Annotated in this window: 21 protein-coding genes and 1 pseudogene; 20 read left to right on the top strand and 2 right to left on the bottom strand. The window is 56.0% G+C overall.

Translation table 11 applies throughout. The annotated features are described in order from the left end of the window. Nucleotides 1-2 precede the first annotated feature (2 nt). From IAE55_RS30585 to IAE55_RS30545, 8 genes and pseudogenes are all read left to right on the top strand, one after another. Entirely contained in the window at nt 3-620 is a 618-nt protein-coding gene (locus tag IAE55_RS30585) for an ECF transporter S component (protein ID WP_200634729.1), read from the top strand. Further along, nucleotides 601-2,235, top strand: a complete 1,635-nt coding sequence (locus IAE55_RS30580; RefSeq protein WP_200634728.1) for an ABC transporter ATP-binding protein — start codon at nt 601-603, stop codon at nt 2,233-2,235. The genes IAE55_RS30585 and IAE55_RS30580 overlap by 20 nt, the downstream gene beginning before the upstream one ends. Nucleotides 2,236-2,430: 195 nt before the next feature. Further along, nucleotides 2,431-3,981, top strand: coding sequence for an MDR family MFS transporter (locus IAE55_RS30575; protein ID WP_325168705.1), 1,551 nt, complete (start codon nt 2,431-2,433; stop codon nt 3,979-3,981). Nucleotides 3,982-4,128: 147 nt separating this feature from the next. Next, entirely contained in the window at nt 4,129-5,142 is a 1,014-nt protein-coding gene (locus tag IAE55_RS30570; RefSeq protein WP_200634726.1) for a S66 family peptidase, read from the top strand. A 244-nt stretch (nt 5,143-5,386) separates the two neighbouring features. Next, nucleotides 5,387-6,097, top strand: coding sequence for an ABC transporter ATP-binding protein (locus IAE55_RS30565; protein ID WP_145161145.1), 711 nt, complete (start codon nt 5,387-5,389; stop codon nt 6,095-6,097). 88 nt (nt 6,098-6,185) lie between these two features. Then, nucleotides 6,186-7,457: pseudogene (locus IAE55_RS30555) on the top strand (ABC transporter permease). Between the two features lie 237 nt (nt 7,458-7,694). Next, nucleotides 7,695-8,402 carry a Crp/Fnr family transcriptional regulator gene (locus IAE55_RS30550; protein ID WP_145161141.1) on the top strand — a complete coding sequence of 236 codons (708 nt, stop codon included), beginning with the start codon at nt 7,695-7,697 and terminating at the stop codon, nt 8,400-8,402. A 163-nt stretch (nt 8,403-8,565) separates the two neighbouring features. Next, on the top strand, nt 8,566-9,312 hold the full coding sequence (locus IAE55_RS30545; RefSeq protein ID WP_105444358.1) for an SDR family NAD(P)-dependent oxidoreductase: 747 nt from the start codon (nt 8,566-8,568) through the stop codon (nt 9,310-9,312). A gap of 160 nt (nt 9,313-9,472) precedes the next feature. On the opposite strand, the gene IAE55_RS30540 is transcribed toward IAE55_RS30545, so the two are convergent. Next, nucleotides 9,473-10,552, bottom strand: a complete 1,080-nt coding sequence (locus IAE55_RS30540; RefSeq protein WP_200634723.1) for an NAD(P)H-dependent flavin oxidoreductase — start codon at nt 10,550-10,552, stop codon at nt 9,473-9,475. A 24-nt stretch (nt 10,553-10,576) separates the two neighbouring features. Then, on the bottom strand, nt 10,577-11,839 hold the full coding sequence (locus tag IAE55_RS30535; protein ID WP_200634722.1) for an NAD(P)/FAD-dependent oxidoreductase: 1,263 nt from the start codon (nt 11,837-11,839) through the stop codon (nt 10,577-10,579). Between the two features lie 393 nt (nt 11,840-12,232). On the opposite strand from IAE55_RS30535, the gene IAE55_RS30530 reads away from it, so the two are divergent. The 12 genes from IAE55_RS30530 to IAE55_RS30475 all read left to right on the top strand — a co-directional run bounded on the left by IAE55_RS30530 (nt 12,233) and on the right by IAE55_RS30475 (nt 25,209). Further along, complete coding sequence (locus IAE55_RS30530; RefSeq protein WP_234489984.1) at nt 12,233-13,828, top strand: ATP-binding protein; 1,596 nt, start codon at nt 12,233-12,235, stop codon at nt 13,826-13,828. Nucleotides 13,829-13,949: 121 nt separating this feature from the next. Beyond that, entirely contained in the window at nt 13,950-14,384 is a 435-nt protein-coding gene (locus IAE55_RS30525; RefSeq protein ID WP_105444355.1) for a BrxA/BrxB family bacilliredoxin, read from the top strand. A 117-nt stretch (nt 14,385-14,501) separates the two neighbouring features. Beyond that, entirely contained in the window at nt 14,502-15,311 is an 810-nt protein-coding gene (nadE, locus tag IAE55_RS30520) for an ammonia-dependent NAD(+) synthetase (protein WP_145949924.1), read from the top strand. Between the two features lie 370 nt (nt 15,312-15,681). Next, on the top strand, nt 15,682-17,433 hold the full coding sequence (locus tag IAE55_RS30515; protein ID WP_145161133.1) for a sensor histidine kinase: 1,752 nt from the start codon (nt 15,682-15,684) through the stop codon (nt 17,431-17,433). A 13-nt stretch (nt 17,434-17,446) separates the two neighbouring features. Then, nucleotides 17,447-19,084, top strand: a complete 1,638-nt coding sequence (locus IAE55_RS30510) for a response regulator (protein ID WP_200634721.1) — start codon at nt 17,447-17,449, stop codon at nt 19,082-19,084. Nucleotides 19,085-19,190: 106 nt separating this feature from the next. Continuing rightward, nucleotides 19,191-20,882 carry an extracellular solute-binding protein gene (locus IAE55_RS30505; protein ID WP_200634720.1) on the top strand — a complete coding sequence of 564 codons (1,692 nt, stop codon included), beginning with the start codon at nt 19,191-19,193 and terminating at the stop codon, nt 20,880-20,882. A gap of 196 nt (nt 20,883-21,078) precedes the next feature. Further along, nucleotides 21,079-21,183: a pyrroloquinoline quinone precursor peptide PqqA gene (pqqA, locus tag IAE55_RS34425; protein WP_076175873.1), complete on the top strand. Its 105-nt coding sequence runs from the start codon at nt 21,079-21,081 to the stop codon at nt 21,181-21,183. 51 nt (nt 21,184-21,234) lie between these two features. Beyond that, nucleotides 21,235-22,158, top strand: a complete 924-nt coding sequence (gene pqqB, locus IAE55_RS30495) for a pyrroloquinoline quinone biosynthesis protein PqqB (RefSeq protein ID WP_200634719.1) — start codon at nt 21,235-21,237, stop codon at nt 22,156-22,158. Nucleotide 22,159: 1 nt separating this feature from the next. Further along, nucleotides 22,160-22,870 carry a pyrroloquinoline-quinone synthase PqqC gene (pqqC, locus tag IAE55_RS30490; RefSeq protein ID WP_200634718.1) on the top strand — a complete coding sequence of 237 codons (711 nt, stop codon included), beginning with the start codon at nt 22,160-22,162 and terminating at the stop codon, nt 22,868-22,870. Continuing rightward, on the top strand, nt 22,867-23,145 hold the full coding sequence (gene pqqD, locus IAE55_RS30485; RefSeq protein ID WP_200634717.1) for a pyrroloquinoline quinone biosynthesis peptide chaperone PqqD: 279 nt from the start codon (nt 22,867-22,869) through the stop codon (nt 23,143-23,145). The genes pqqC and pqqD overlap by 4 nt, the downstream gene beginning before the upstream one ends. Beyond that, a complete protein-coding gene (pqqE, locus tag IAE55_RS30480) occupies nt 23,136-24,281 on the top strand; it encodes a pyrroloquinoline quinone biosynthesis protein PqqE (RefSeq protein WP_200634716.1) in 1,146 nt (381 codons plus the stop codon). The genes pqqD and pqqE overlap by 10 nt, the downstream gene beginning before the upstream one ends. Further along, on the top strand, nt 24,268-25,209 hold the full coding sequence (locus tag IAE55_RS30475; protein WP_200634715.1) for a dipeptidase: 942 nt from the start codon (nt 24,268-24,270) through the stop codon (nt 25,207-25,209). The genes pqqE and IAE55_RS30475 overlap by 14 nt, the downstream gene beginning before the upstream one ends. The last annotated feature ends 7 nt before the right edge of the window (nt 25,210-25,216 follow it).

Here is a 25,216-nt window from a genome sequence, read left to right as displayed (position 1 = left end):
AGATGGAAACTTTATCACAATCAAAGAAACGTGTTGTCCCGTTTACGACGCTGGACATCGTGCTGATGGCGATGCTGGCCACAGCGAACGCGGTATTGACCTTTTATTTATCTTACATTAATAAAATGCTGAACAGCCTGGGCGGGCCCGTGGCGACCTCTACCATCGTCGGCGTGTACATGGTGTACGGCCTGCTGGCCTACTACATTATCCGCAAGCCGGGAACCGCGGCCATTACATACGGAATCGGCGGCGCGATCCAGTGCTTTGTAGGCAATACGTACGGGATCGCAGCGAGCATCGTGGCCGCGCTGTGCTATCTGGTTGTGGCGGAGGCCGTATTTTTTCTGCTTCGCTACAAACGCTGGAATGCCGGTGCGATGATGCTGGTCGGCGGCGCGATGGTTCCGATCTGGTTCATTTGCGCGGCGAACATGTTCGGGTATACGTCCTGGAGCTTTCAGGTGCTGTCAATAACGATGGTGGTGCGGATCATCAGCGGCATCGTGCTGTGCGGCCTGCTCACCAAGGTGCTCGGAGATATGCTTCAGCGGAGCGGACTGCTTAAACGTTTTGCCATTGGCAGAAAGGCTTCTGCGGATGCAGGGAACTTCCATTGAGCTGACGGAGCTTTCTTATTGGTACGAAGATGTGGAACAGCCTGCGCTCCGCGGCGTGTCACTCACGATTCCCGCAGGACAGTTTACGGCGGTGATCGGACCGGGCGGCAGCGGCAAGTCTACCCTGTGCCAGCTGCTTAGCGGCTATCTTCCGCGGAGCGGAGGCGGCCGTCGGGAAGGGAAGGTGCGGCTGGACGCGATTGACCCGGCGGAAGCTCCGATCGCTGAGATCGCCAAGGTGGCCGGTATCGTGTTCCAGGATCCCGACGCCCAACTCGTGAGGGGCGTCGTTGAGGATGAGGCCGCGTTCGGGCCCGAGAATCTCTGCGTGCCGCCGGCGGAGATCGAGTCCCTTGTGGCCGAAGCGCTGGCGGCGGTGAACCTGACCGCCCGCCGCAGCTCCCCGGTGCGCGAGCTGTCCGGCGGACAGCGCCAGCGCACCGCCATTGCCGCGGTGCTGTCGCTGTCTCCGCGGATGATCGTCTTCGACGATGCATCCGCCAGCCTCGACCCCGCGGCGCAGGCGCAGTTCGTGCAGCTATGCCGCAGGCTGCACGCCGAGGGCCGGACCGTCGTCACGGTGTCCGGCCGCTTCGACGATGCCGCGCGCGCTGCGGAGCGCGTCATCGTCCTGGACGGCGGCGCAGTCCTGCTGGACGGAGCGCCGCAGGAGCTGCTGCGCACCAGCCGGGATCGGCTGGCGCAGCTCGGCGTGCTGCCCCCGTGGGAGGGGGCAGCGGAAGCCGGCGGCCCGGCAGGTGGCCGCCGCGAGGTCCCGGAAGCCGGCGCGCATGCAGCGGAGCCGGCCGCCGGGACCCTGCAGAGCGCCGGCATGGTGACGGCGCCGGCGCAGAGGCCGCCGGGTGCGGATTGCCCCGGCGGTGACCCAGCTTCCGGACCGCTGCTCGAGGTCCGGAACCTGAGCTACACTTACCCCGGAGGGCAGGAAGCGCTCCGGGACGTCTCGTTTGCGATGCATCCGGGAGCGTGGGGCATGCTGACCGGTGAGAACGGTTCGGGCAAAACGACGCTCACCCGCCTCCTGATGGGCCTGCTCCCGGTTCCTTCCCGTTCGGTATATTGGAAGGGCCGGGACGTATCCGGTATGCCGGTTCATCAGCTTGCCGGGGACATCGGATACGTGTTCCAGCAGCCGGAGCATCAATTTGTGGAGCATACGGTGTGGGATGAGCTCGTGTACGGGCTGCGGATTCGAAGCGGCTGGCGCCGGCGGCAAGCTGAACTGACACCTGAGCAGACCGAAGCGGCCGAGGCGTTGCTTGCGGCTGCCGGGCTGAGCGGGCGTCGTCAAGACTCCCCATACCTGCTCAGCCAGGGTGAGAAGAAGCTGCTCAGCGTCATCGGCCAGCTGATCCAGCCGAAAGCCCTCTACATTCTCGATGAGCCCACCTCAGGCATCGATTACCGCGCCGCGCAGCGGCTGCTGAAGCTGTGCCGGGGTGCCGCCGCCCGGGGCGCTGCCCTGCTCATGATTACCCACGACCCCCGCCTGGTGGAGGAGGATGCTTCTTTCGTGCTCCGGCTCGATCAAGGCAAGGTCGAGGATTACCGGCAGTTGGGCCGGAATCACGGACTTATTCATGTACGATCATAGGCAGGAAGATTTCGTTTGAGTGACGGTCGAACGATCGTCTACGTCTGAAACTTCATGCCCTTCTATTTTAATAAACCCTATGCATCCGCCCAGTCTGAAAAGCGGTCTCTTGCCAGAGGCCATTTTTCGTGCACTGGGTGGATACGTTTCGTTATAAGGAAACTTTGTCAAAACGGGAGAAAGGATACAAATAACGTGAATCGATCTGAACAATTGCCTGGAAAGCAGAGCCGGAACTGGATTCTGGCCGGAATCCTCGTATCCACGTTCTTGTCGGCCATCGAAGGAACCGTAACCGGACCGGCCGGTCCGGCCATCATCATCAGCTTTGGCGGCATGAAGCTCCTCAGCTGGATTTTTACGGCCTACCTGCTGACCATGGCCGTATCCACTCCGATTTTCGGAAAAATCAGCGACCTGTACGGCCGCAAACCAGTATTTCAAATCGGGTCGCTGCTGTTTGTCCTGGGATCGCTGCTGTGCGGCTTCTCGCAAAGCATGGGACAGCTGATCGCGTTCCGGGCCATTCAGGGCATCGGAGCGGGGGCGGTCATTCCGGTCACTTTTACGATTATCGGGGACGTCTACCGGATTGAAGAACGTGCCAAAATCCAGGGACTCATCAGTTCGGTCTGGGGCATTGCCTCCCTGATCGGACCGCTCATCGGCGGATACTTTGTCGACTATTTGAATTGGCGCTGGATTTTCGGCTTTAACGTGCCGTTCGGGCTGCTGTCCATGTGGATGATCGCCCGCCATTTCCACGAACAGCGACAGGAGCGTGCCGAAACACATGTCGATTTCGCAGGTGCCGGAACGTTTACGGTGGGGATGACGGCGCTGCTGTTTGCGCTGGCAACCGGCGGGCAGTTTTTTGCCTGGTCTTCGGTGTGGATCGTGCTCTGCATCGTGCTTGCGCTGGTTTTCCTGGCAGCCTTTATCGTGGTGGAGGCACGGGCGAAGGAGCCGATGCTGCCGCTGAAGCTGTTTAGGATTCGCGATATTTCCGTGTCCACCGTCGCCGCTATGCTGACCAGCGCGCTGCTGATCGGCCTCACGACGTATACGCCGCTCTGGATTCAAGGAGTCATGGGCAAAAATGCCACGATGTCCGGGCTGACGATGGCGCCGATGTCGATCGGCTGGCTGTTCGGCTCCGTAGCGGGGAGCCGGCTCATTCTTACCGCCGGTTCGCGGAAAACGACGCTGATCGGCCTGGCCGGCATCGTGATCGGGGCTCTCGGATTAGCCTGGATTGGCGAGGGGACGCCGCATTACGTGATTTTGATTTTTACCTTTATCTACGGCCTCGGCTTCGGATATTCCAACACGGTGTTCACGATTATTGCACAGTCCTCGGTCGGTTACTCGCTTCGCGGCGCTTCGACGGCGCTGAATACCTTTATCCGGTCGCTGGGCCAGACGGTCGGCGTCGCTGTCTTTGGATCGTTGATCAACTTGACGCTGGCCGGGCGGCTCGCCGATACTCCGGGGTTGGAGCGGGTCGGCCAAGAAGAGGTCAACCAGCTGCTGACTCCGGAAGGAAGCGCATCGCTTCCCAAGGAGTTGTGGAGCGAGCTGAGGCATATTCTTGAGGGGAGCCTCCATTCCCTGTATGTCGTGATGGCTGTCATTGCTGTCGTAAGCCTTCTGATCGTGCTCGGACTGCGAAATACGGTTCCTTCGGCCGGTCCGGAGGAAGAGATGAAAGAGCGCGGGAAGGCGCGAATGGATAAAACCTCATAGCGTTGCTGCCGCAGCAAGGATTCTTCGATGTCCGGAGAATCCTTGTTTTTTTGGAATCCCTGGGCTCGCCAATACCGTAACATCGTCATTGTTCCAGCCGTCCTTTTCTAGTAAGATAGGGGGAAATCTTGCGGGAGGGATGCGGCAGTGATTCAATATCCGCGAATGGAAAAAGGGGCTGTCGTCGGTGTGACGGCTCCCTCCTCGGGCATAGAGCCCGGTCTGCACGACATGTTCCGCACGGCTGTCAGCCGTATGGAGGAGAGGGGCTATCACATACGCGTCGGCGAGACGGTCTGGACGCAGCACAAGGCCAAGTCCGCCCCGGCCAAAATCCGTGCCGAGGAGCTGAACGAGATGCTCGGGGATCCCCAAAACGGTGCGATCATTCCTCCGTGGGGCGGGGAACTGCTCATCGAAATGTTGGATCGGGTGGACTTTGACCGCATGCCGCGGAAATGGATTCTCGGCTATTCGGACCTCAGCGTTCTTCTTCTGTCCATCACCTTAAAGACGGGAATCGCCACCGCTCACGGGCTCAATTTCGTCGACCTGCGGGGGACGTATTCGGATGAGACCTCGGCCATGTGGGAGACCGTGCTGACGGCCGAGCCGGGTGATCGGATTGCTCAGCAGGCATCGGCCAAATACCAGAAGGAGTGGCGTCATGACGATCCGAGCCCGTGCGTCTTCCATCTGACGGAGCCGACGTTGTGGAAGACGGTTTCGGGCGGGCCGGAGTCGCTGCAGGGACGGCTGCTTGGGGGATGCGTCGACGTCATCCGCCATTTGATCGGCACGCCTTACGGAGATGTGGCAGCATTCCGGGAGCGCTATATTCCGGGCGAGCCTCTCCTCTGGTATTTGGAGAACTGCGAGCTGAACACGGCCGATCTCCGCAGGTCCCTTGTTCAGATGAAGTATGCCGGCTGGTTCGAAGGCTGCTCCGGGCTGTTGTTCGGCCGGAGTGCGGCCAACCGTCCAATGGAAGGATACACGGTGGAGGATGTGTATCAGGAGCTGTCGGAAGAATTGGGCGTACCGGTCATTTACGATATCGACTGCGGCCACGTGCCGCCGCAAATGACGCTGGTGAACGGCGCTTATGCCGAAGTGAAGGCGGATGGCGGCGGCGGAACGCTGGTTCAGTATTTTAAATAAGCCCGCCGGCTGTAGATCGTTTTCAGTCCCGGGATGTATGGATTATCGGGTGAACTTTTCATATAGTTAAATTATGCAGGGTCGGGACGCAAGCCGTTCCGATCCATATGGTTTTTACAGGCGTTTGTATTGAGGGATACGGAGAGGCCGAGGATACCTTTTAAAGACGGGACGGGGTTCGGCTTGGATATAGATACACATAAGCCCTATGGCTGAAACGGATTATTTTTGCTGGAGGTGGATCATGGAGCCTTTGCTACCTGTGCTCGATGTGCATATCGAGGAATCGGGATATGAAGAAGGTCAGCCGCGCATTTGGGACGTTTCTTTTCAAGTGGCGCCCGGCGAGCTGCTGGGCGTCATCGGTCCGAACGGTGCCGGCAAAAGCACGACACTGAAGACGCTGCTCGGTCTGCTGAAGTACTCCAAGGCGTCCGTAACGATCGGAGGGGAAAGCGGGCGGTACGCCTATATCCCCGAACAGCCGGTATTTTACGACGACTTGACCCTTTGGGAGCACCTCGATTTGGCTGCGGCCGCTTATGAATTGGAATACGAAGCTTTTGTCCGCCATGCAGAGGAGCTGCTGGCCCAGTTTGGCATGAGCGGGGTGAAGCATCAGCTCCCGGCTGGTTTTTCCAAAGGAATGAAGCAGAAAATGATGCTGATGCTCGGATTTCTGGCGGAACCCGATATTTATATCGTGGACGAGCCCTTCATCGGGTTGGATCCGCGTGCGACCAAGGATTTCCTGCGGCTCTTGGAAGAGGAGCGGGCGAGGGGCGCCGGCGTGTTGATGTCCACCCATGTGCTGGATACGGCCGAGCGGATCTGCGATGCGTTCGTCATGATCTCCGGCGGACGAATGGTGGCCAAGGGTGATTTGACGGATATCCGCAGAACGGCCGGGCTGGCTGACGCTTCGCTGTTCGATTGCTTTGATGCTTTGACCTGAGGCCAGATAATTCGACTAGTTCAGGCCTTGGGAGGAACGAGAGAAGCCTGGTGTTTCTCAGCAGACAGGCTGGCATCATGGAGAGGAGATGGACATGGCGGACTCAAGCAATACCGGTTATGCCTACCGAACCCCCGGGCGATTGTTCTGGCACCGGCTCCTGACCCATTGGAAGGAAACCATGGCCGTCATCCGGTCGGTGGCGGATTGGACGGTGCTCCTGTATATGCTGATTCCGGGCGCGCTGCTGGGGGGAAGGTTGTATTATGGTTTATGGAAGGAGCCGCTCCCGCAGTGGAGCGGCCATATGATATTCGGTGTAATTCCTGTATTTCTGTTATTGTGGCTATCGGCGGGCAAAATGTTCCTCATGATCCGCGAGGCCGACGTCCTTTTCATTCATCAGCGCGTGCGGTGGCTGCGCGGGTTGATGGTCAGGGGAGGCATCTACAGCATGATCGCCACAGCCCTGTAGGCGGGAGCGGGCTTTCTGCTGGTGCTTCCCTTTATGGTCCGCAGATATGGGATCAGCCTGGATGCTGCCGGGTGCTGGCTGCTCTTCACGGTGACGGCCGGTAGCCTGATGGTCTGGCTGAAGCATTTCGCACGGATCCGGACTCACGGCTGGCGGAGATGGCTGCTGTATCTGCCCATGGTCGTGCTTCCGGCCGCAGCATACGTCGTATTGTCGGTATGGTGGATAGACAGCCCGTCCTGGCTGGCTGCCGCTTCCGCCCTGCTGGCGGTGATCAACGTGCTGCTGCTCCTGGTGCGGATGAGAACCCGCGGCACATTTATGAACGATATCCAGGAAGAGCTGGTTCAGCGGACCAAGCTGACCGGACTCGTGCTGAGCAGCACCATGGACAAGCCGCGGAAAATTCGCAGCAGCCCATGGATTTTCCGCCGGTCCCAGCGTCTGTTCCGATCGTCAACGCCGGTTCATCGCCTGGCCGGGGCATGCGTAAAGGCATATGTGCGCCAGACGAAGCAGCTTACAGGATATGCGCAGGTCATGTCGCTCAGCGCGGCCATCCTGTTGACGCTGCCCCCCGGGGTGAAGATTCTGGTCTACGCCGCGCTTCATTTGCTGCTGGCTTACTGGCTGTATTTGAATGCAGCGGCCTTTATGAAGGAAGGCTTTGTTACGATGCTGCCCTGGGCGGACGAGGTGAAGCTGGGCGCCATGAAGAAGGCCGTGCGGATGCTGCTTGCGCCGTATGCGCTCGTGACGTCAGGGCTGCTGCTGTTCTCGATGCTGCCGGTCTGGGAAGCTGCGGTTGCGCTGATTCCGCTGGCTCTTGCGGTTTCTTGGGTCACGGTCATCCTTCTTCAGATGTTAATGATGAGAAAAATATAAGAAAAGAAGCATTCGGATCTAACATCGTATCGGTGTGTGCAAGCAAACTTGTGGGGATATAGGTTCTTATTTGTCTTTGGATACTCAGCGAAAAGCTTTGTAATCTGGATTATAGAAGAGGAAATTATGGTGGTTTATGATGAATGTAACACTCCGCTACAGGGCCATGTAACACGAGGAACGATTATCGTGGAGAGTGGAGCGGTTGTCACTAGCAAGATTGAAAGGAGGGGCAACATGTTACATTATGAGGCGATGGAAGACATAACATCATTGTTGCCAAAAATAAAGATATTTGAATCGCTTCCGGCAGAAATTATCCGTGAAATCGAACAATCGGTAACAAGATCAAATACGTATAAGCTTTCAAAAAACTCTATCCTTCAGACGCCCGATAATGAAAGGAATGGCTTGTTTTTCGTAGTCGCCGGTAAACTTCGCTTATACAAAACCAATTCGGCCGGGAAACAACATACGGTCTGCATCCTAAGCGAAGGCGGCATGTTTGGTGAAGTTGAAACATTTTCATTGGGCACAAGTGGGACTTATGTGGAGACGATGGAAGACTCGATTGTTTTTTCGATTCCGGCTGAACAATTCGAACCGCTTTTAGGCAAGTATTCTGAATTGTCTTTACGATTTTTATCGGAAATAAGCAAACGCCTGCGAGATCAGGATGAATTGGTGGAAAAATTGGTTTTTAGGGATCTGCGTGGTAAAGTGCTTTATTTTCTCAACCGTCTATCTAAAAAGTTCGGCATAGAGGAAAATGGATACCGAAAAATCGATATTCCCCTGACTCATCAAGAATTGGCCAATATGATCGGTGCCACAAGAGAAGCGGTATCGCTTACCCTACAGGAACTATCCAATGAAGGTATAATCGTTACCAGCCGTAGAATGGTCATGATTCATATCGAAAAAGCGATGAAAGAACCGGCTTGATTTCATGACTGTATGAATTTCCCTTCGACTATATGCTTTTCGACGTAATCTACATTACTGTCGAATTATTCATCTAGCGTTATGATAAATGCCGTAACGGATTGACTGCAAAATATGAAACTAGGAGTAGTCAACACATTAATTTCATGGGAGGCATATAGACATGGGGAAATTTGAAGGAAAGGTAGCAGTTGTCACCGGAGGAACAAGCGGGATCGGACTTGCGACGGCACAACGATTCGTTTCGGAAGGAGCCTATGTATTCATTACCGGCCGTAGACAAAGCGAGCTGGACGCGGCAGTAAAATTGATCGGTGACCGGGTTACCGGCGTTCAAGGTGACATTTCTAATTTGAAGGACTTAGATAAACTGTTTGATACGGTAAAGCAGGAGAAAGGACATCTGGATATTCTATTCGCAAACGCTGGACTTGGCAGCTTTCTGCCCTTGGGTCAGATTACGGAAGAGCAGTACGACACAACCTTCAACGTGAACGTAAAGGGTACCTTGTTCACCATCCAAAAGGCTTTGCCGCTGTTTCCAAATATGACAGGAAATATCATTTTAACCGGCTCGACGGCGGGTACGATTGGCGAAGCAGCGTTTAGTGTCTATGGAGGGACCAAGGCGGCTCTCCGTCAGATGGCAAGGAGCTGGATAATGGATTTGAAAGGCACAGGGATACGACTTAATGTAGTGAGCCCTGGCATGGTCCACACGCCAGCTTATAATGATCTGTTTGGCGAGGCGCTGGATCAAGTCCTTGAATCGGCGAAGAATGTCGTTCCGCTAAGTCGTTTGGGCAAGACGGAAGAGATTGCCAGCGCGGTGATGTTTCTGGCCTCGGAAGAAAGCAGCTATGTGAACGGCGTCGAATTGTTTGTAGATGGCGGTATGGCTCAAGTCTGACCAAATGCTTATCGAAGTACATTCCTGGAAGAAAGTACGCGTGTGGCGGTAGCTATACATTGTATAATCAAAAAACGCCGGATCTTAGATCCAGGCGTTTTTTGATTCGAAAGCATAACGGATATATAACTAAACCATAATGGCGCGGATCGGGCAGGAGCTAAGATTCCAATATTTCGAGCGCCTGCCGGACGGTTTCCTCCACGATGTCTGCGGCGCTCTGGCCCGCTTTCAGCATTCTTGTCGCCTGCCCGGCCCATAGCGACATGTAGCCGGCTTGATTCTGCCGGGCGGCCGCGTTACGAATATCACGGGTCGCCGTGTTCTGCGTCGGGAACGGCAGCGGCTCTACGCCGCTCTGGTTCCACTCCCGGACGAAGGCGTTGGCGATGCCCCGGGCGGGCCGGCCCGAGAAGGCCTTGGTCAGCACCGTGCTCTCTTCGGTGCTGGCAAGCAGCGCCGCCTGATAGGCGGGATGCGCACCGGATTCGGCCGCCGTCAGGAAACGGGTGCCCATTTGGACAGCCTGCGCTCCCAGAACCATGGCGGCGACCATACCGCGCCCGTCCATGATGCCGCCGGCGGCGATGACCGGGATGGACACCCGGTCGGCGATCTGCGGCACGAGAGCGAAGGTGCCGATGTTCGCCCCCATGGGGTGAGCATCGACGTTGAACGTGCCGCGGTGGCCGCCGGCCTCGCTTCCTTGGGCGACGACCGCATCGCAGCCGGCGTGCTCGGCTTCCAGCGCCTCCTCCACGGTGGTCGCCATGGCGACCACCTTCATGCCGGCCGTCTTGGCCAGCTCCATATGCCGCGGGGACAGCACGCCAAAAGCGGTGCTGATCACGGGAACGCCGGCTTCGATCACTTCGGCGAACTGCCGCTCCAAGTGATCCGGCGTTTGGACCGCCTGGTGCGGGGCGGGCGGCAATCCCAGATCGTCCCGGATGGAGTCGAGAACACGCTGGACCTCAGCGGTCCGGCGATTGTCGTCTTCCATCGGGACGGTGAACAGATTGACCGCAAACGGGGCGCTTGTCCGCCCGCGGATGTCTGCGATCGCTGCGCGGATCGCCGCAGGCTCCATGTAGGCCGCCCCCAGAGTACCGAGACCGCCTGCATTCGATACGGCAGCCACGAGCTCAGGCGTCGTGGGACCGCCGGCCATGCCCGCCTGAAAAATAGGGTAACGAATGCCGAATTGCCGGCAAAGATCATTGTTCAGCTCCATCCTCATACCGATCACCTCGAAATTGGATTTTTAATTGTACCCCGCTGCGTGCATTCCAGCGGTATAGCCGGTCGAGAAGGCGGCCGTAATGTTGTAGCCGCCGGTGTATCCGTGAATGTCGAGCACTTCGCCGCAGAAAAACAGCCCCGGCATCAGCTTCGATTCCATCGTCTTCGGGTTGATCTCCTTCAGGTTGACACCTCCGCCGGTGACAAACGCCTCCTCGATCGATTTGGTGCCGACCGCGCGGAAACGGAACTGCTTCAGGCAGGCGACAAAATCCCCCCACTGCTGTTTGGGCAGATGGGCGTAGGTCGCGTCCCCGTCCAGCTGGGATGTATCGAACAGCAGCGGAAGCAGCCGATCGGGGACCTGGCCCTTGAGCACGTTACGGATCGCCTTTTTCGGCTCGGACGCGAGTTTGTCCCTCAGCAGCTGGTCGAGCGACGAAACGTCCAAATCCGGGAACAGGTCGATGGCCATTTCGACATCAGGCGTATGAAACTTATTTTTGACCTGCCGCAGAAATTGGCTGCATCGCAGGGCGATCGGACCGGATACGCCGAAATGGGTAAAGATCATATCCCCGCGGTGCCCGATCACTTTTTTACCTTTGGGATTCCACACGGAGAGCTCTACGTCCCGCAGGGAGAGTCCCTGAAGCTCCTTGGACTGGATCCACTTTTCATGGGAAACGATCGGGACTTCGGTAGGGTACAGCTCGGTAATCGTGTGGCCGGCGGCTTCTGCCCAAGGGTAACCATCACCTGTGGATCCGGTATGGGGCACAGATTTGCCGCCGGTGGCGACAATGACGCTGGGGGCTCTGTAAATATGACCGGACTTCAGACGAACGCCTGCCGTTCTTCCATCCTCATAGAGGACCTCCGCAATCGGGCTGTCCGTTTTGATCTCCACGCCGAGCCTCTTCACCTCCTGAATGAGAGCGCTCACGACGCTGGCGGCCTTGTCGGATACCGGAAACATCCGCCCGTTGTCCTCTTCCTTCAGGGCAATGCCGAGCCCTTCAAAAAAGTTCATAATGTCCCGGTTGTTAAAATGCTGGAACGCGCTGTACAAAAAGCGGCCGTTGCCCGGGATATGGGCGATCAAGTCATCGGTTTCTTTGGCATTGGTTACGTTGCAGCGGCCGCCTCCGGAAATGCCGAGCTTGCGGCCAAGTTTATTTCCTTTGTCCAAAAGCAGGACAGATGCCCCATGCCGGGCGGCCGAGACACATGCCATTAGACCCGCTGATCCGCCTCCGGCAACGATTACATCATATCGGTTCACTAGGTATTCTCCTTTATTTTTACGACAGTCTATTTTCCTGTTTCGTGTGTCCTTTTTTAGGATATATCAGGATATATTGTAATATCGTGTTGGCTGTGATTTAATCAAAAGGAAATCGTCTTTCATCATAAAACAGCGGTACATCTTCCTATTCCTTGTAGTCCGTTAAACCTGTAATGAATCGCTTACACTCGAACGGCAAGAAGAACCAGCTTCAATCACTAAAGATTCGTATTGGGAACTACACATACCTGCCCTGGCGGGGAGGAGGGATTGGCGATTATTTACGCACTGAAAAACATTATAACACAGGTACTTATGGCCGGTTCCTTCGCTTTTCTCTTCCCAATGGGACTGGACAAATATGTCCGGGTTTTTAGGCGTAGAAAGCGAATGGAAGCCATGGATTTTGATCTTGTCATTATTTTGTCCAGCGCTCTGACGATTTTGCTCTGCTCGATGTTTTCCTCCTCCATTTTTAACTACATTCCATTAAACCTGGGCATTTTGCCGCTGTTTATCGGGATGCTGTATGGAGGTTATAAGACAGGTCTGCCTCTGGCGGGGCTGTGCCTTCTGTGCGACTTCATCTTTAATCCCAATTGGACGGTTCTCGGTTTGTTTCTGCATACCGGATTACCGCTATATCCTCTTCTGATTTGGCTGTCCCCAAAATTCCGGAAAGGGCCGCTCACGGAGAAGATCAACAAGCTGTGGCTGTGCCTTATGCCTGCGATGCTATTGATCACGGCCGCCCCGATTATCGAATCTCCCAACCTGAATTTAACCGATACAGGGCTGGTGCTGATCGTTCTCTTCTATATATTAACCAGTATGTTCACCGGGGGTACCCTGGTGTATATGATTGAATTTGCTCTGGAGAAGCTGCGGCTGAAGGAGCAGGTTATGGGCATCTCCGAGAAATATCTCAGGGAAGAGGAGAAGCTGCAGCAGGTCATCGATGCCACGCCCATTTCGATGGTTTCGGTCGATCATGCCGGCAATATCACAAGCATCAACGACACGATGATGAACCTGGTCAAGACGAAGGACCCCGACCTTACTAAGCAGGACGTGCTCGGCTACCCTGTCACGATGTTCGTGGATATTATGGGTCAAGACTACATCAACTACCGGATCGTTCAGGCGCTTCAGGGCAAGAAACTGGGCAATGAGCTGATCCGCATCGGAACGCATAACTACTACATAAGCACATCACCATTAACGAATACACATACAGGTGCCATTATCGGAGCGGTCCTCGCTTTTCAGGACGTGACCGAGCTGGCGAGGCTGCGAAGCGAGCTGGAGAATGTGGAAAGACTCAGCCTTGTCGGTCAGATGGCGGCCAGCATCACGCATGAAATACGCAATCCCATGGCCGTCGTCCGGGGCTTCCTACAGCTGATGAAGGAGAAGAGCCCGGAAGCACTCGACCATTACTACCGGATCGTCATGGAGGAACTGGATCGGGCGAACGGTATTATCAACGACTTTTTATCCCTTGCCCAGAACCGTATCGCTGAGAAAGAACAATGGCATCTGCATACGATCATCAGCGATTTAAGCCCGCTGTTGTGGGCGGATGCGAATCTGCGCGGACAGACGATCGAGCTGATCCTGGACGAGAAGGTCCCGGAGCTGAGCCTGAACGCCAAGGAAATCAAGCAGCTGGTACTGAACCTGTCGCGCAACGGCATGGAAGCCATGGAGGAAAAAGGGCAGCTGACGATCGAGACGAGGCTGAACGACTCCTTTGTGGAGCTGATCATCAAGGATACGGGGATGGGGATCGCCAAAAGCAGGCAGGAGCGGCTGTTCGAGCCGTTTTTTACGACGAAAGCCAAAGGAACCGGGCTCGGTCTTGCCCTCTGTCTCAGCATCGTGGAGCGCCATCACGGCAAAATATCGGTAGAATCGGAGGAGGGAAAGGGGACGGCTTTCACCATTCAGTTCCCGGTTACGGATTCGTGGGCGGGAATGATCTGACAGCCCGCAAGGCCGCTGCTTCTCTTGATTTCGACCCTTATGGATGTATAATAGGAGTATTAACAGCGGATGTTGTTATGAGCTTGTCCATTGATATTTTGTATCCAAGGAGTGATAGGGAATGGCCATGTCTTTTGACAGATATATGAAGGATATGATTCAACCGATGCGTGACGAACTGACGCGCCTCGGCATTAAAGAACTTAGAACCGCGGAAGAAGTGGAGACTCACCTTCCGGACGCGCCAGGCACCACGCTGGTTGTCGTTAACTCGGTGTGCGGCTGTGCCGCCGGCCAATGCCGTCCCGGCGTAGCTCAGGCTTTGCAGCATGACATCGTGCCTGACAATCTGTTTACGGTATTTGCCGGACAGGATAAAGAAGCGACCGCGAAAGCACGCGAGTATTTCGCTCCGTATCCGCCGTCTTCTCCATCCATCGCCCTGATGAAGGACGGGGAGCTTGTTCATTTTATTGAGCGTCACCAAATCGAAGACCGTTCGGCTCAAGAAATTGCCGAAGATCTCATCGAAGCGTTTGACCGGGTGTGCCGTTAATCGGCGCACCTCGTACATAATGCCCCGGGTACTCGGACATCCGATACGTACGGGGCTTTTGTGTTTGAAATCACACCGGTATTTAATCGACTATTCTGTTCAAGAGAGGTGCTTATCGTGAGTTTGCAGGAAGAAATTATTGCGGCCCTTGGCGTGAAGCCGGCGATCGATGTGGAGAGCGAAGTCCGGAAAAGGGTGGATTTCCTGAAATCCTATGTGAAGAGCGCGGGGGCGAAGGGACTGCTCATCGCCATCAGCGGGGGGATCGACAGCGCCGTGGCGACCGGCCTGTGCAAACGGGCGACCGACGAGCTCAGCGAGGAGGAAGGCAAGGAATATATGACGCTGGGCGTGTTCCAGCCCTATGCGGTTCAGGAGGATATCGAGCACAGCTATGCGGTGGCGGAAGCTTTTAACCTGAAATATAAGGCCGAGACCAATATCGAGGATGCCGTCGGCGAAATTGCCTTGGAAGCGGAGCATGGGCTCAAGCAAATTGGCATCCACCGCCACCTGACCCCGCAGGGCAAAGGGAACATCAAGGCGAGAACACGCATGGTGATGCAGTATGCGCTGGCATTTGACCTGAACCTGCTCGTCGTGGGAACGGACCATGCTTCCGAAGCCATTACCGGCTTCTACACGAAGTGGGGCGACGGTGCGGTGGACATTACGCCGCTCAGCACGCTCAACAAGCGTCAGGTCCGCCAGCTGGCTAGTTACCTTGGCGTGCCGCAGGCGATTCTGGATAAGGCGCCTACCGCCGGTTTGTGGGAAGGCCAGACGGACGAAGGCGAGCTCGGCATTACCTATGACGAGAACAGCGACTATCTGGAAGGCAAGGAAGTGAGCCCGCAGGCGAAGGAGCGCCTGGAGAGCTACTATAAGCGTACCGCACATAAACGTAATTCGATTCCAGGCATCTAAGCTGACTCCGGGGAATCAAGGGCAGGCCGCAAATAGCGGCCTGCTTTTTTTGCCCTCATATCGGGTATAGCTATGCCTTCTAAGCTCGTTTGGTTGCAAAAAGTGCTGAATTGTTGAAGAATGAACCATTTTCGGGGCGGAGCAGGCTCCCTACAATAATAAGAGAACGGCTCTGCGGTTCATCCTGTCTTTTGCTCGTGTATTCTATGGCGGATTCAACTAAGGCAGGGGCGCTTCTTCTGTGGAGAAAAGAACGCTACTCGCATGCATCCGTTTCCAGTATAATGATGATGCTTTTAGACATGTTCTGACAAAGACATACGTCTTGCTGATCCATGACTTAAAAAATATGCGTAAGGTGTGAACTGCCGTGCCCAGAAATACATTATTCCGTAAAATGGTGCTTTTGCTCGTCATGATGCTTGTCCCGATCGTGGGCCTTTACTTCTATTCCAACCGTACGAGCACGGAAGTGCTGGGGACGGAGCTCAGCCAATCGAGCGCCAACCAGCTGAACTTTTTCCAGACGCAGGTCAACACGAACATCGAACGCTTTTCCTTGTGGCCGACCCTCCTGATCCAGGATCCCGATATTTTCGGATTTAAGGACGTTTTTTTGAACAGTGAGTATTTCAATCTCGACATGATTAACCTGGTGAAACGGATCCAGACGAAGCTGAACATTCAGGAAAGCTCGTCGGACTGGAAAACGAAGCTCTACATTTTTTCCCCGTCGCTGGGGCGGATGGTGTCGGACAACGACGTGGAATCGTACGATAACGACGATTTGAAGAAGCGGATGAGGCCCGGCTGGCAGGTGAAAAAGATGGGGGAAGGAGACGAGGCGTATTATTCGTTCTCCTTGTTTACGGCGTATCCGTATTCTTCTTTCAGCCATCCCGAAGACGCCAATCTGATCATCGAGCTGCAGTTTGACAGCAGCAATATCCAGAACATGCTGGACAAGTTCAAAAGCGACGGGCGGCGCGACCCGATCTACTACAGGCCGGACATGGGCGTGATCTATAACCGGTCGGCGGATCGGCCGCTGACAGACTCCATCCTGCGGCAGCTTCGGCAGGAGCCGCTGAAGAAGGCGGAGAACCGGAGGCTCGAGCTGGACGGCGAGACTTATCTGGTCAATATCGCCGCTTCGGACACTACCGGCTGGTACCTGATCGACTACGTACCGCTGAAGGAAATCGTTGCGCCGATCGAGCAGTCGAACCGGCTGTTTTATGTTTCCGTCGGCTTGACGCTGCTGCTCAGCTGTCTGGCGGCTTATATGCTGTACGCCCAGGTCCAGGTTCCGGTGAAGCGGCTCGTTTTGGCGTTCAAGAAGCTGCAGCACGAAGATTATTCCGTCCGGCTGGAGGCCAAGGGCAACAATGAATTCGGATTCGTGTTCCAGCGCTTCAACTCGATGGTCGGGCAGATTCAGGAGCTGTTCGAGAACGTGTATATGGAGCGGATCCACGTCAGGGAGGCGCGGCTGAAGCAGCTGCAATCGCAGATCAATCCGCATTTTTTCTACAACTGCTTTTCCTTCATTTCCAGCATGGCGAAGCTCGGGAACATGAAGGCCGTGGTGGCGATGGCTCACAACCTGTCGAACTATTACCGTTACACGACACGTCAGGAGAGGGATGTCGTCCCGCTGCAGGAAGAGCTGGACTTTGTCCGCAGCTATTTGGAGATTCAGAAGATGCGCAAGCCTCAGCTTGAATTTGCTGTCGATATCCCTGAGGTGATGCGCAAATGGGAAGTACCGCTGCTGGTCGTCCAGCCGCTGGTGGAGAATGCGGTGCTGCATGGAATCGAGCCGAAGTCCGGCGCAGGCAGCGTGCGGATCGCCGGTGAAGTCGGACCAGGTGAAATGCGGATTATCGTCGAAGACGGCGGCCGCGGCATGACGGAAGAGCAGATGGAGGGGCTGCGCCGTTCCCTGACCCTGCCGATGAGCCAGGATATGGGCTGCGGGCTGTGGAACGTGCGGCAGCGCATGCTGATCCATTACGGCGACACCGCCGGGCTCCGCTTCGCAAAGTCCGGTCTGGGCGGCGTCCGGGTAGAGCTGCACTGGCCCATTGAGCATACGTTAATCCGAACGGGCAGCAGGTAAGGGGGAACATAGAATGATTGAAATTTTACTGGTGGATGACGAATCCTATGTCACCGAAAGCATTAAAGCCACGATCCCGTGGGACGACTTGGGGATTGCCAAGGTTTATCAAGCCGACTCGGCCGAGGCGGCTCTGGCCGTTCTGTCCGAGCAGTCCATCGATATCGTCGTATCAGATATTCGAATGCCGGAAACCGACGGTCTGCAGCTGATTGAGCGGATTCAGCAGGACTGGCCGCATATCCGCTGCATGGTGCTGACCGGATATTCGGACTTTCAATATGCCAAGAAGGCACTGCAGCTGCAGGCGTTTGATTATATTCTAAAGCCCGTGAACGACGAGGAGTTTATTCTCAGTCTATCCAATGCGATCGAATCTTTGAAGGACGAGTGGGAGGCGGCGGAAAAGGTGCATCAGTTAATGTACGCCATCAAATCGGATTCCGGTGTGCTGAAAGCAAGCCTGATGCACGATTTGGTGCTGGGCCGGACCTGGTCGCACCGGACCGTGGCAGACAAGCTGGCCCAGTACGAAATTCCGCTGCAGGTCGGCGAACCCGCCGTGCTGCTGCTCGTCCAGCTCGGACGGCAGTTTGCCCATTACGACCACCATTCGATGGCGCTGATGGAGTACGCAGTGGGCAACATCGCAGAGGAGACGCTTGCGGAGGCGTTCCATGTGTGGGGCTGCAAGGCGCCCCATGACTGTCTGGTGCTGGCGGCCGCGCTGAAAACCTCTTACCGGGAGGGCATTGAGCTGCTGCCGGATTTTGAGAAGCGCCGCCAAGCGAAGCTTCACGGGCTTGCGGAAAACTTCCGCACGCAGGTGAGCAGTTACTTGAAGGGCGATATCACGCTGGTCATCACCGACTGGTTTCCGTTCCCGGACGGCATCGCCCAGGCTTACCGGGCCGGTCTCGGCTCCTTTATGATGTCTGGCGGCGAGTCCGGGGGCATCCTGTACCTCGATGACGTACGGTCGCAGCCTGTCAGCCCGGTCCAATCGATGGAATCGCTGTACAAGCCGCCGACGCTGATTCACCTGCTGGAATCCAAGCAGTGGGATGCCGCGCGGAACAAGCTTGACGAGGTTTTTGCCGATTTGGAAGGGACGAGCTACTCCCGTGAGCATCTGTACGAGGTGTATTTGCTGATGACGAATGCGTTCATGTATATGGTGCACAAGCAGGGCCAGTTTGCCTATCAAGTCGACCAGTCGGGCTTTGACCTGGTCCATGACCAGGGAATGATTCTGTCGCTGGACAAGCTGAGAAGCTGGGCCTTGCGAATGCTGGACAAGCTCCGGACGGAGTTGTCGGCCAGCGATCAATATACTCGCAGCTACATTATCCACCAAGTGCAGGAGCTCGTCTCCCGCGATTTGGGGCAGGACACGTCGGTGAAGACGATTGCCGACAAAGTCTTTTTGCATCCGGTCTATTTGTCCAAAATCTATAAGGCCGAAACCGGCGAGAGCCTGGGCGATTATATTATCCGGATGCGGATGGAACGGGCGCTCTATCTGCTGAAGAAGACGAACAAAAAAATATACGAGATTACCGCCGAGCTCGGATACCAAAACCCGCAGTACTTCAGCAAAATGTTCAAGAAGCATTACGGGCTGAATCCAAACGAATTCCGGGACCAGTAACAGGTTGCAAAAGGTGCAGAAATGTTCGGAGAATGACATAGGACGCCGATTGGGGCACCTCTATAATGAAACATGTAGAAGAAATATAGATTTAAGGGGGAGCGACATGAAGGCATATACGAAAAAGGCATTGACGCTTGCATGCAGCCTGGTGCTGGTCAGCGCGCTGTTCACCGGATGCTCGGGGTCCAAAGGAGGAACTGCTGCGGATTCGGCCCAGAACCCGCCGGCTGCAGCCGAAAATGAAAACGCTTATAAAGACAAATACGACCCGCCGGTAACGATTAGCACGGTGTGGGGCGTCGATCCGGAGCTGAAGTTCAAGAACGGAGAGTCGATCGAAAATAACGTGGCTACCAAGTGGGCTAAGGACACGCTAGGCATCGAGATCAAATCGCTGTGGTCAGTGACCGATACGAACGGCGCATTTGCAACCAAGCTCCGGCTGGCGATGTCTTCCGGCCAGGAAATGCCGGATGTGGTCACCGTCGGCGATGCGCAGCTGGCGCAGGACCTGATCGATTCGGGCATGTTCCAGGATACGGGCGCGCTGTTCGACAAGTATGCCAACGACACGTGGAAGCAGGCGATGGATCAGGACAAGAACGTATGGAACCCCTATATCCGCGATGGCAAAAGAATGGGCATCCCGGTGCTCGATTATGCCTACAACCACGATTATTTGCTGTGGATCCGCCAGGATTGGCTCGACAAGCTGGGACTTGCCGCGCCGAAAACGATCGATGAGCTGGAGAAGGTCATGGACGCCTTCAAAAACAACAATCCGGACGGCCTGAAGCCGGACGAGGTCATCCCGCTGAGCATCGGATTCAAGACCACGATGAATACCTGGATGGGTGATCCGTCCTGGATCTTCGGCGCCTACGGCACCATCCCGCAGCAGTGGAACAAAGGCGCGGACGGGAAGCTGGAGTACGGCTCGATCAACCCGGGCATGAAGCCGGGGCTGCAAAAGCTGAACGAATGGTTCACCAAAGGCTATATTCCGAAGGAAGCGGCGCTCTGGGATGAGAACAAGACGTCCGAACCGGCCGTCGCCGGCAAAGCCGGAATCATCCCTGGACCTTACTGGATGAGCGGATGGCCGCTGAGCGACACGGTGAAGAACGTGAAGACGGCGGTCTGGAAGCCGATTGCCCTGCCGGCCGGGCCGGACGGGAAAGCCGGGCGCCACGGCACCCTGTTCACGAACGGCGTGACGCTGATCAACAAGGACATGAAGCATCCGGAAGCGTTCTTTACCTACCAGAACTACATGTTCGACAATTTGGCCAATTCCCAGCCGGGAGGCGTGTTCGACAACGGCCTCTTCAAGGGATACGATTACGATCTGGACGCCAGCGGCAAACCGCTCCGGTATGAGGACATCCCCGGCGGATTCGTGAACAGCCTGCGCTACCTGCTGGTGCGCGACGGGGCACGGATTCCGGACGCGCAGATGAAGGCGCTGCTGAACCTGGCGGACGGCAAGGAAGCGACAACCCGCCTGGAAAAAGAAGTAAAGCTAAACTACGGTCTGGATACGCCGGCAGCGGCCAAGGTATTGATGTCCCAGAAGGACATCGCTTATCCGAACCTGTACACCGGCCCGACCACGGCAACTATGAAATCCAAGCTGGACTATTTGAATAAAATCGAAAACCAGACCTTTAACGAAATTATCTACGGCAAGCAAAGCGTGGATGCGTTTGATAAATTCGTCGAGACCTGGAAGTCTTCGGGCGGCGACCAAATGACAAACGAAGTGAATGATTGGTATTCCAAGCTGGGGCAATAACCGGCGTCATAGAAGGGAAGCGGCATGCTGAGGCATGCCGCTTTTTTGCTTCCATCTGCGAAGCCTATTTGCAAACCTCGCGAATTTTGACTTTGGGAGAGATCGCTTAAGAGAACACCCCTTCGCATGGTTACGTGTTATAGAATGCCAAAATACAACATATGATTAAACAGACTTGTGCTCTCTACTGGCAGGCATGGTGGGATATTTCATCAAAGGGGGTGGCGGCATGTGGGTTAAACCCGATTTTGAAGTCATTGAGGTTTGTGCAGAGGTTACCGCATACGCTTATCAGAAGTGACGAACCATGCCGGAGCAATCCGGCATCTATTTTTTTGAGGGGGGCAGGAACATGCTGTTGAAGGTGCTGGGATCGGCGGCGGGGGGAGGCTTCCCGCAGTGGAACTGCGGCTGTCCGAACTGCCGCCGCGTGCGGATACATGATCCCTCATTACATGCCCGGCTGCATAATTCGCTGGCCGTCAGCGATGATGGCAGGGATTGGGTTCTCATCAACGCCACGCCGGATATCGGTGCACAGATCGAGGCCCATGCCGAGCTTGCTCCGGGTTCCACGATCCGGCATACGCCTATTTCAACCGTGCTGCTGACGGACGGGGAGCTGGATCATACGATGGGCCTCCTCCACTTAAGGGAGTCCTCGGCAATCGACGTTTACGCCGCGGCCCCCATATTGGACGCCCTGATGGAAGCCTTCCCGGTGAGGAAGATCCTGGAGCCCTATGCTTCATACCGGTGGCTCGAAGTCCGGCCGCAGGAATCTTTTCCACTATTTGGGGGCAGAGTAATGGTATATCCGTTCTTCCTGGGCTCCAAGCCGCCGAGGTATGCGTCCGTCCTTCGGAATCCCCATACGGATGGTGCGTCCACATCCCCTTGGGTCGTCGGCTACCGCATGGTAGACCAGCGGACCGGAGGGACTGCTGTATACGCGCCCGGTGTCGAATCCTGGTCGAACGAGCTTCATACCCAATTGGTAGCAGCCGACTGCGTCCTTGTGGACGGCACCTTTTGGCATTCGGATGAGCTTCGGCGGCTGGATATTTCCGGATTGGTGGCATCCGATATGGGGCATGTCCCCATTGCCGGACAGGGTGGAAGCCTGGAGCACCTTTCCCGTATATCGGCCGGGCGAAAAATTTATATCCATATCAACAATACCAATCCGATCCTTGACGAGGCTTCTGCGGAGAATCGCAGCCTTCGGGAGCTGGGGATCGAGGTCGGTTACGACGGTTTGGAATTGGAGGTCTGACATGAACCAGCATTTGCTCTCGAACGAAGAATTAACGATGAGGCTGCGCCAGGTCGGGGAACAGCGCTATCACGACAAGCATCCTTATCACGTACGCATGCATGATGGAAAGCTGAGTCCCGAGCAGCTTCGGGCTTGGGTGGCGAACCGGTTTTATTATCAGAAAAATATTCCTGTCAAGGATGCCATCATCCTTTCGAAGCTGCCCTCCAGGGAGGAGCGCCGCCACTGGATACAGCGCATTGTGGACCATGACGGAACAGAAGGGAGCGAAGGAGGGATCGAAGCCTGGATCCGCCTTGGCGAAGCCGTCGGCATTCCGAGAGAGGAGATGCTGGATGAGCGCCATGTCCTTCCCGCCGTCCGGTTTGCGGTCGATGCCTACGTGAACTTCTGCCGCCTGCAGCCGTGGCTCATTGCCGTAGCTTCCTCTTTGACGGAATTGTTCGCTCCCGTCCTCATCTCCCAGCGAATCGCCGTGTTTGAACAGCTGTATCCATGGATCCGTCCGGAAGGACTGGAGTATTTCCAGGCGAGGCTGCATCAGGCACCGCGTGACGCGGACCACGGTCTGGAAATCGTTCTGCGCGAATGCAAAGACCGCGGCGAGCAGGAGCAGGTCATATCCGCCCTGCACTTTAAATGCGATGTCCTCTGGGCCATTCTGGATGCGTTAAGTCTGGCGTATCCCGATGCGGAGGCACAGCGATGATCGCTTGGGGGCAGTCGGAGCAGCTCAGGCTGCGAAGTCCCGCACGGCTGAAGTTCGATAAAGCCAGGCAAACTGATATGCTCCTGCTCCCCGAACGCGTCGTCAACCTGAATCCGACGGCCGGGGCCATTCTTTGGCTGTGTGACGGGACGCGGTCGGCTCACCAAATCATCGGGGAGCTAGAGGCGAAATACAATCAATCCAATCTGCAGGAGGATATTCTCGAGTTTCTCACGCAAGCAATTGAGCGGGGGTGGATCGAAAAGTGTCCGTAAGCATACCGTATGCCCTGTCGGCGGAAATTACCCACCGGTGCCCCCTTCATTGCGCCTACTGTTCGAATCCGGTAGAGCTCGCCAAAAGGGAGCATGAGCTGAGCACAGAGGAATGGATCAGGGTATTCACGGAAGCCAGTGAGCTCGGGGTCGTGCAGCTTCACCTGACAGGCGGCGAGCCGCTCATGAGACCGGACGTGGACCAGCTGATCCGGCAGGCCCGTGAGCTGGGCTTTTTTGTGAATGTCATTACCAGCGGAGTCGGCGTGACAGAGAAACGCATGCAGCAGCTGGCGGACGCGGGGGTCGACAGCATGCAGCTCAGCGTACAGGCGTCCGAGCCAGGCCTGGCGGATGCGATTGCCGGCTCCCGGGCACACGAATTCAAAAAGAAAACGGCTGCCTTGATCCGGGAGGCGGGGATCCCCTTACATATGAACGTCGTCCTGCACAGGCAAAATATCCACCTCGTGGAGGAAATCATCGAGATGTGTGTGTCATGGGGAGCCGGACGGCTGGAGCTGGCGAATACCCAGTACTACGGCTGGGCGCTGCTTAACCGCCAGCATCTGCTGCCGACCAGAGCGCAGCTCGCGGCGGCCGAGGAAGCTTTTTTTCGGGCCAAAGCGCGCTTTGACCGCCAGATTGAACTGATCTGGGTTCTCCCGGATTACTATGAGGATTTCCCAAAACCCTGCATGGGCGGGTGGGGCGAAATTTCGATGACGGTGACGCCCGACGGAACCTTGCTGCCCTGCACCGCGGCATCCAGCATTCATACCTTGACCTTCGAATCCGTTAAAGAGCGGAGCCTCGAATGGATATGGCAGGAATCCGCCGCCTTCAACAGCTTCCGCGGCTTCGACTGGATGGCGGAGCCCTGCCGGAGCTGTGAACACCGTTTCCGCGATTTCGGCGGATGCCGCTGCCAAGCTTACCTGTTGGCTGGCGACGCGCGGCAGGCGGATCCTGTCTGCCAGCGGTCGCCTCATCACGAACTGATATCCGATATTTTATCTTCCCTCAATCAAGACCACGATGAACCATCCGTTACTGCGCCTCATCGCCCTGTGCCTTCTTATTCCTATCGCGGCAGGTTCAAGAAGAACGGAGGAATGACCGGTGACCATATTTGACGCCCACTGCGATGTGCTGAGCAAACTGCTCGAGCATCCGCAGCTGGATTTTGTACACGAACAGGATTTGCTGGATGTCACGCTGGAACGCATGCAAAAATCCGGCATCGGGTTCCAGAATTTTGCCGTCTATTTGCCTGAGAAGTATGCCGGAGAGTTTCGTTATGTGCTGGAGAGCATTGACCTGTTTCATGAGAAGGTGCTCGCAAGCGGCCCCATCCATTTTATCCGGTCCAAGGAGGATCTCGAATACGCAGAGAAGAACGGGCTGACCGGAGCGCTGCTATCGCTTGAAGGAGTCGATGCGCTGCAGGGAAACCTGGCCTATGTGCGGATCCTGCATCATTTGGGCGTCCGGAGTATCGGCATCACCTGGAATTACGCCAATTGGGCGGCGGACGGCGTCATGGAGTCCAGGAGAGCGGGATTGACCGAGAAAGGCCGGCAGTTGATTCAGGAATGCAACCGTCTGGGCATGATCCTGGACGTGTCCCATCTCTCGGAAAAAGCGTTCTGGGAGCTGGCGTCGATGTCCGTGAAGCCGCTCATCGCCTCCCATTCCAATGCCGGCAAAATATGCCCGCGCCGCAGAAACTTGAGCGATGAGCAGATTGGCTCCATCATCCGGGCGGACGGAGTCATCGGGGTCACCTTTGTGCCGCCTTTTGTCCATGCGGAGGAACCGGTTACGATGGACCGGCTGCTCGCGCACATCGACCATATCTGCTCTCTTGGGGGCCGCCGGCATATCGGGTTGGGATCGGATTTTGACGGTATCCGTGAAAAGATCATCGGTCTGGAGCATGCGGGGAAATATCATGATCTGGTCAATTTACTGCAAAAGCATTACAGCGAGGAGGACGTGGAAGGCTTTATCTGCGGCAACTGGTATCGTTTTTATTTGAAGCACCTGCCCGCGGCGAATTAATATCTGC

The sequence above is a fragment of the Paenibacillus sp. S28 genome, from assembly GCF_016624415.1.
Taxonomy (GTDB): domain Bacteria; phylum Bacillota; class Bacilli; order Paenibacillales; family Paenibacillaceae; genus Paenibacillus_AQ; species Paenibacillus_AQ favisporus.
The sequence above is the reverse complement of the archived record's forward strand: the minus strand, read 5'-3'. Positions and strand labels throughout refer to the sequence as shown.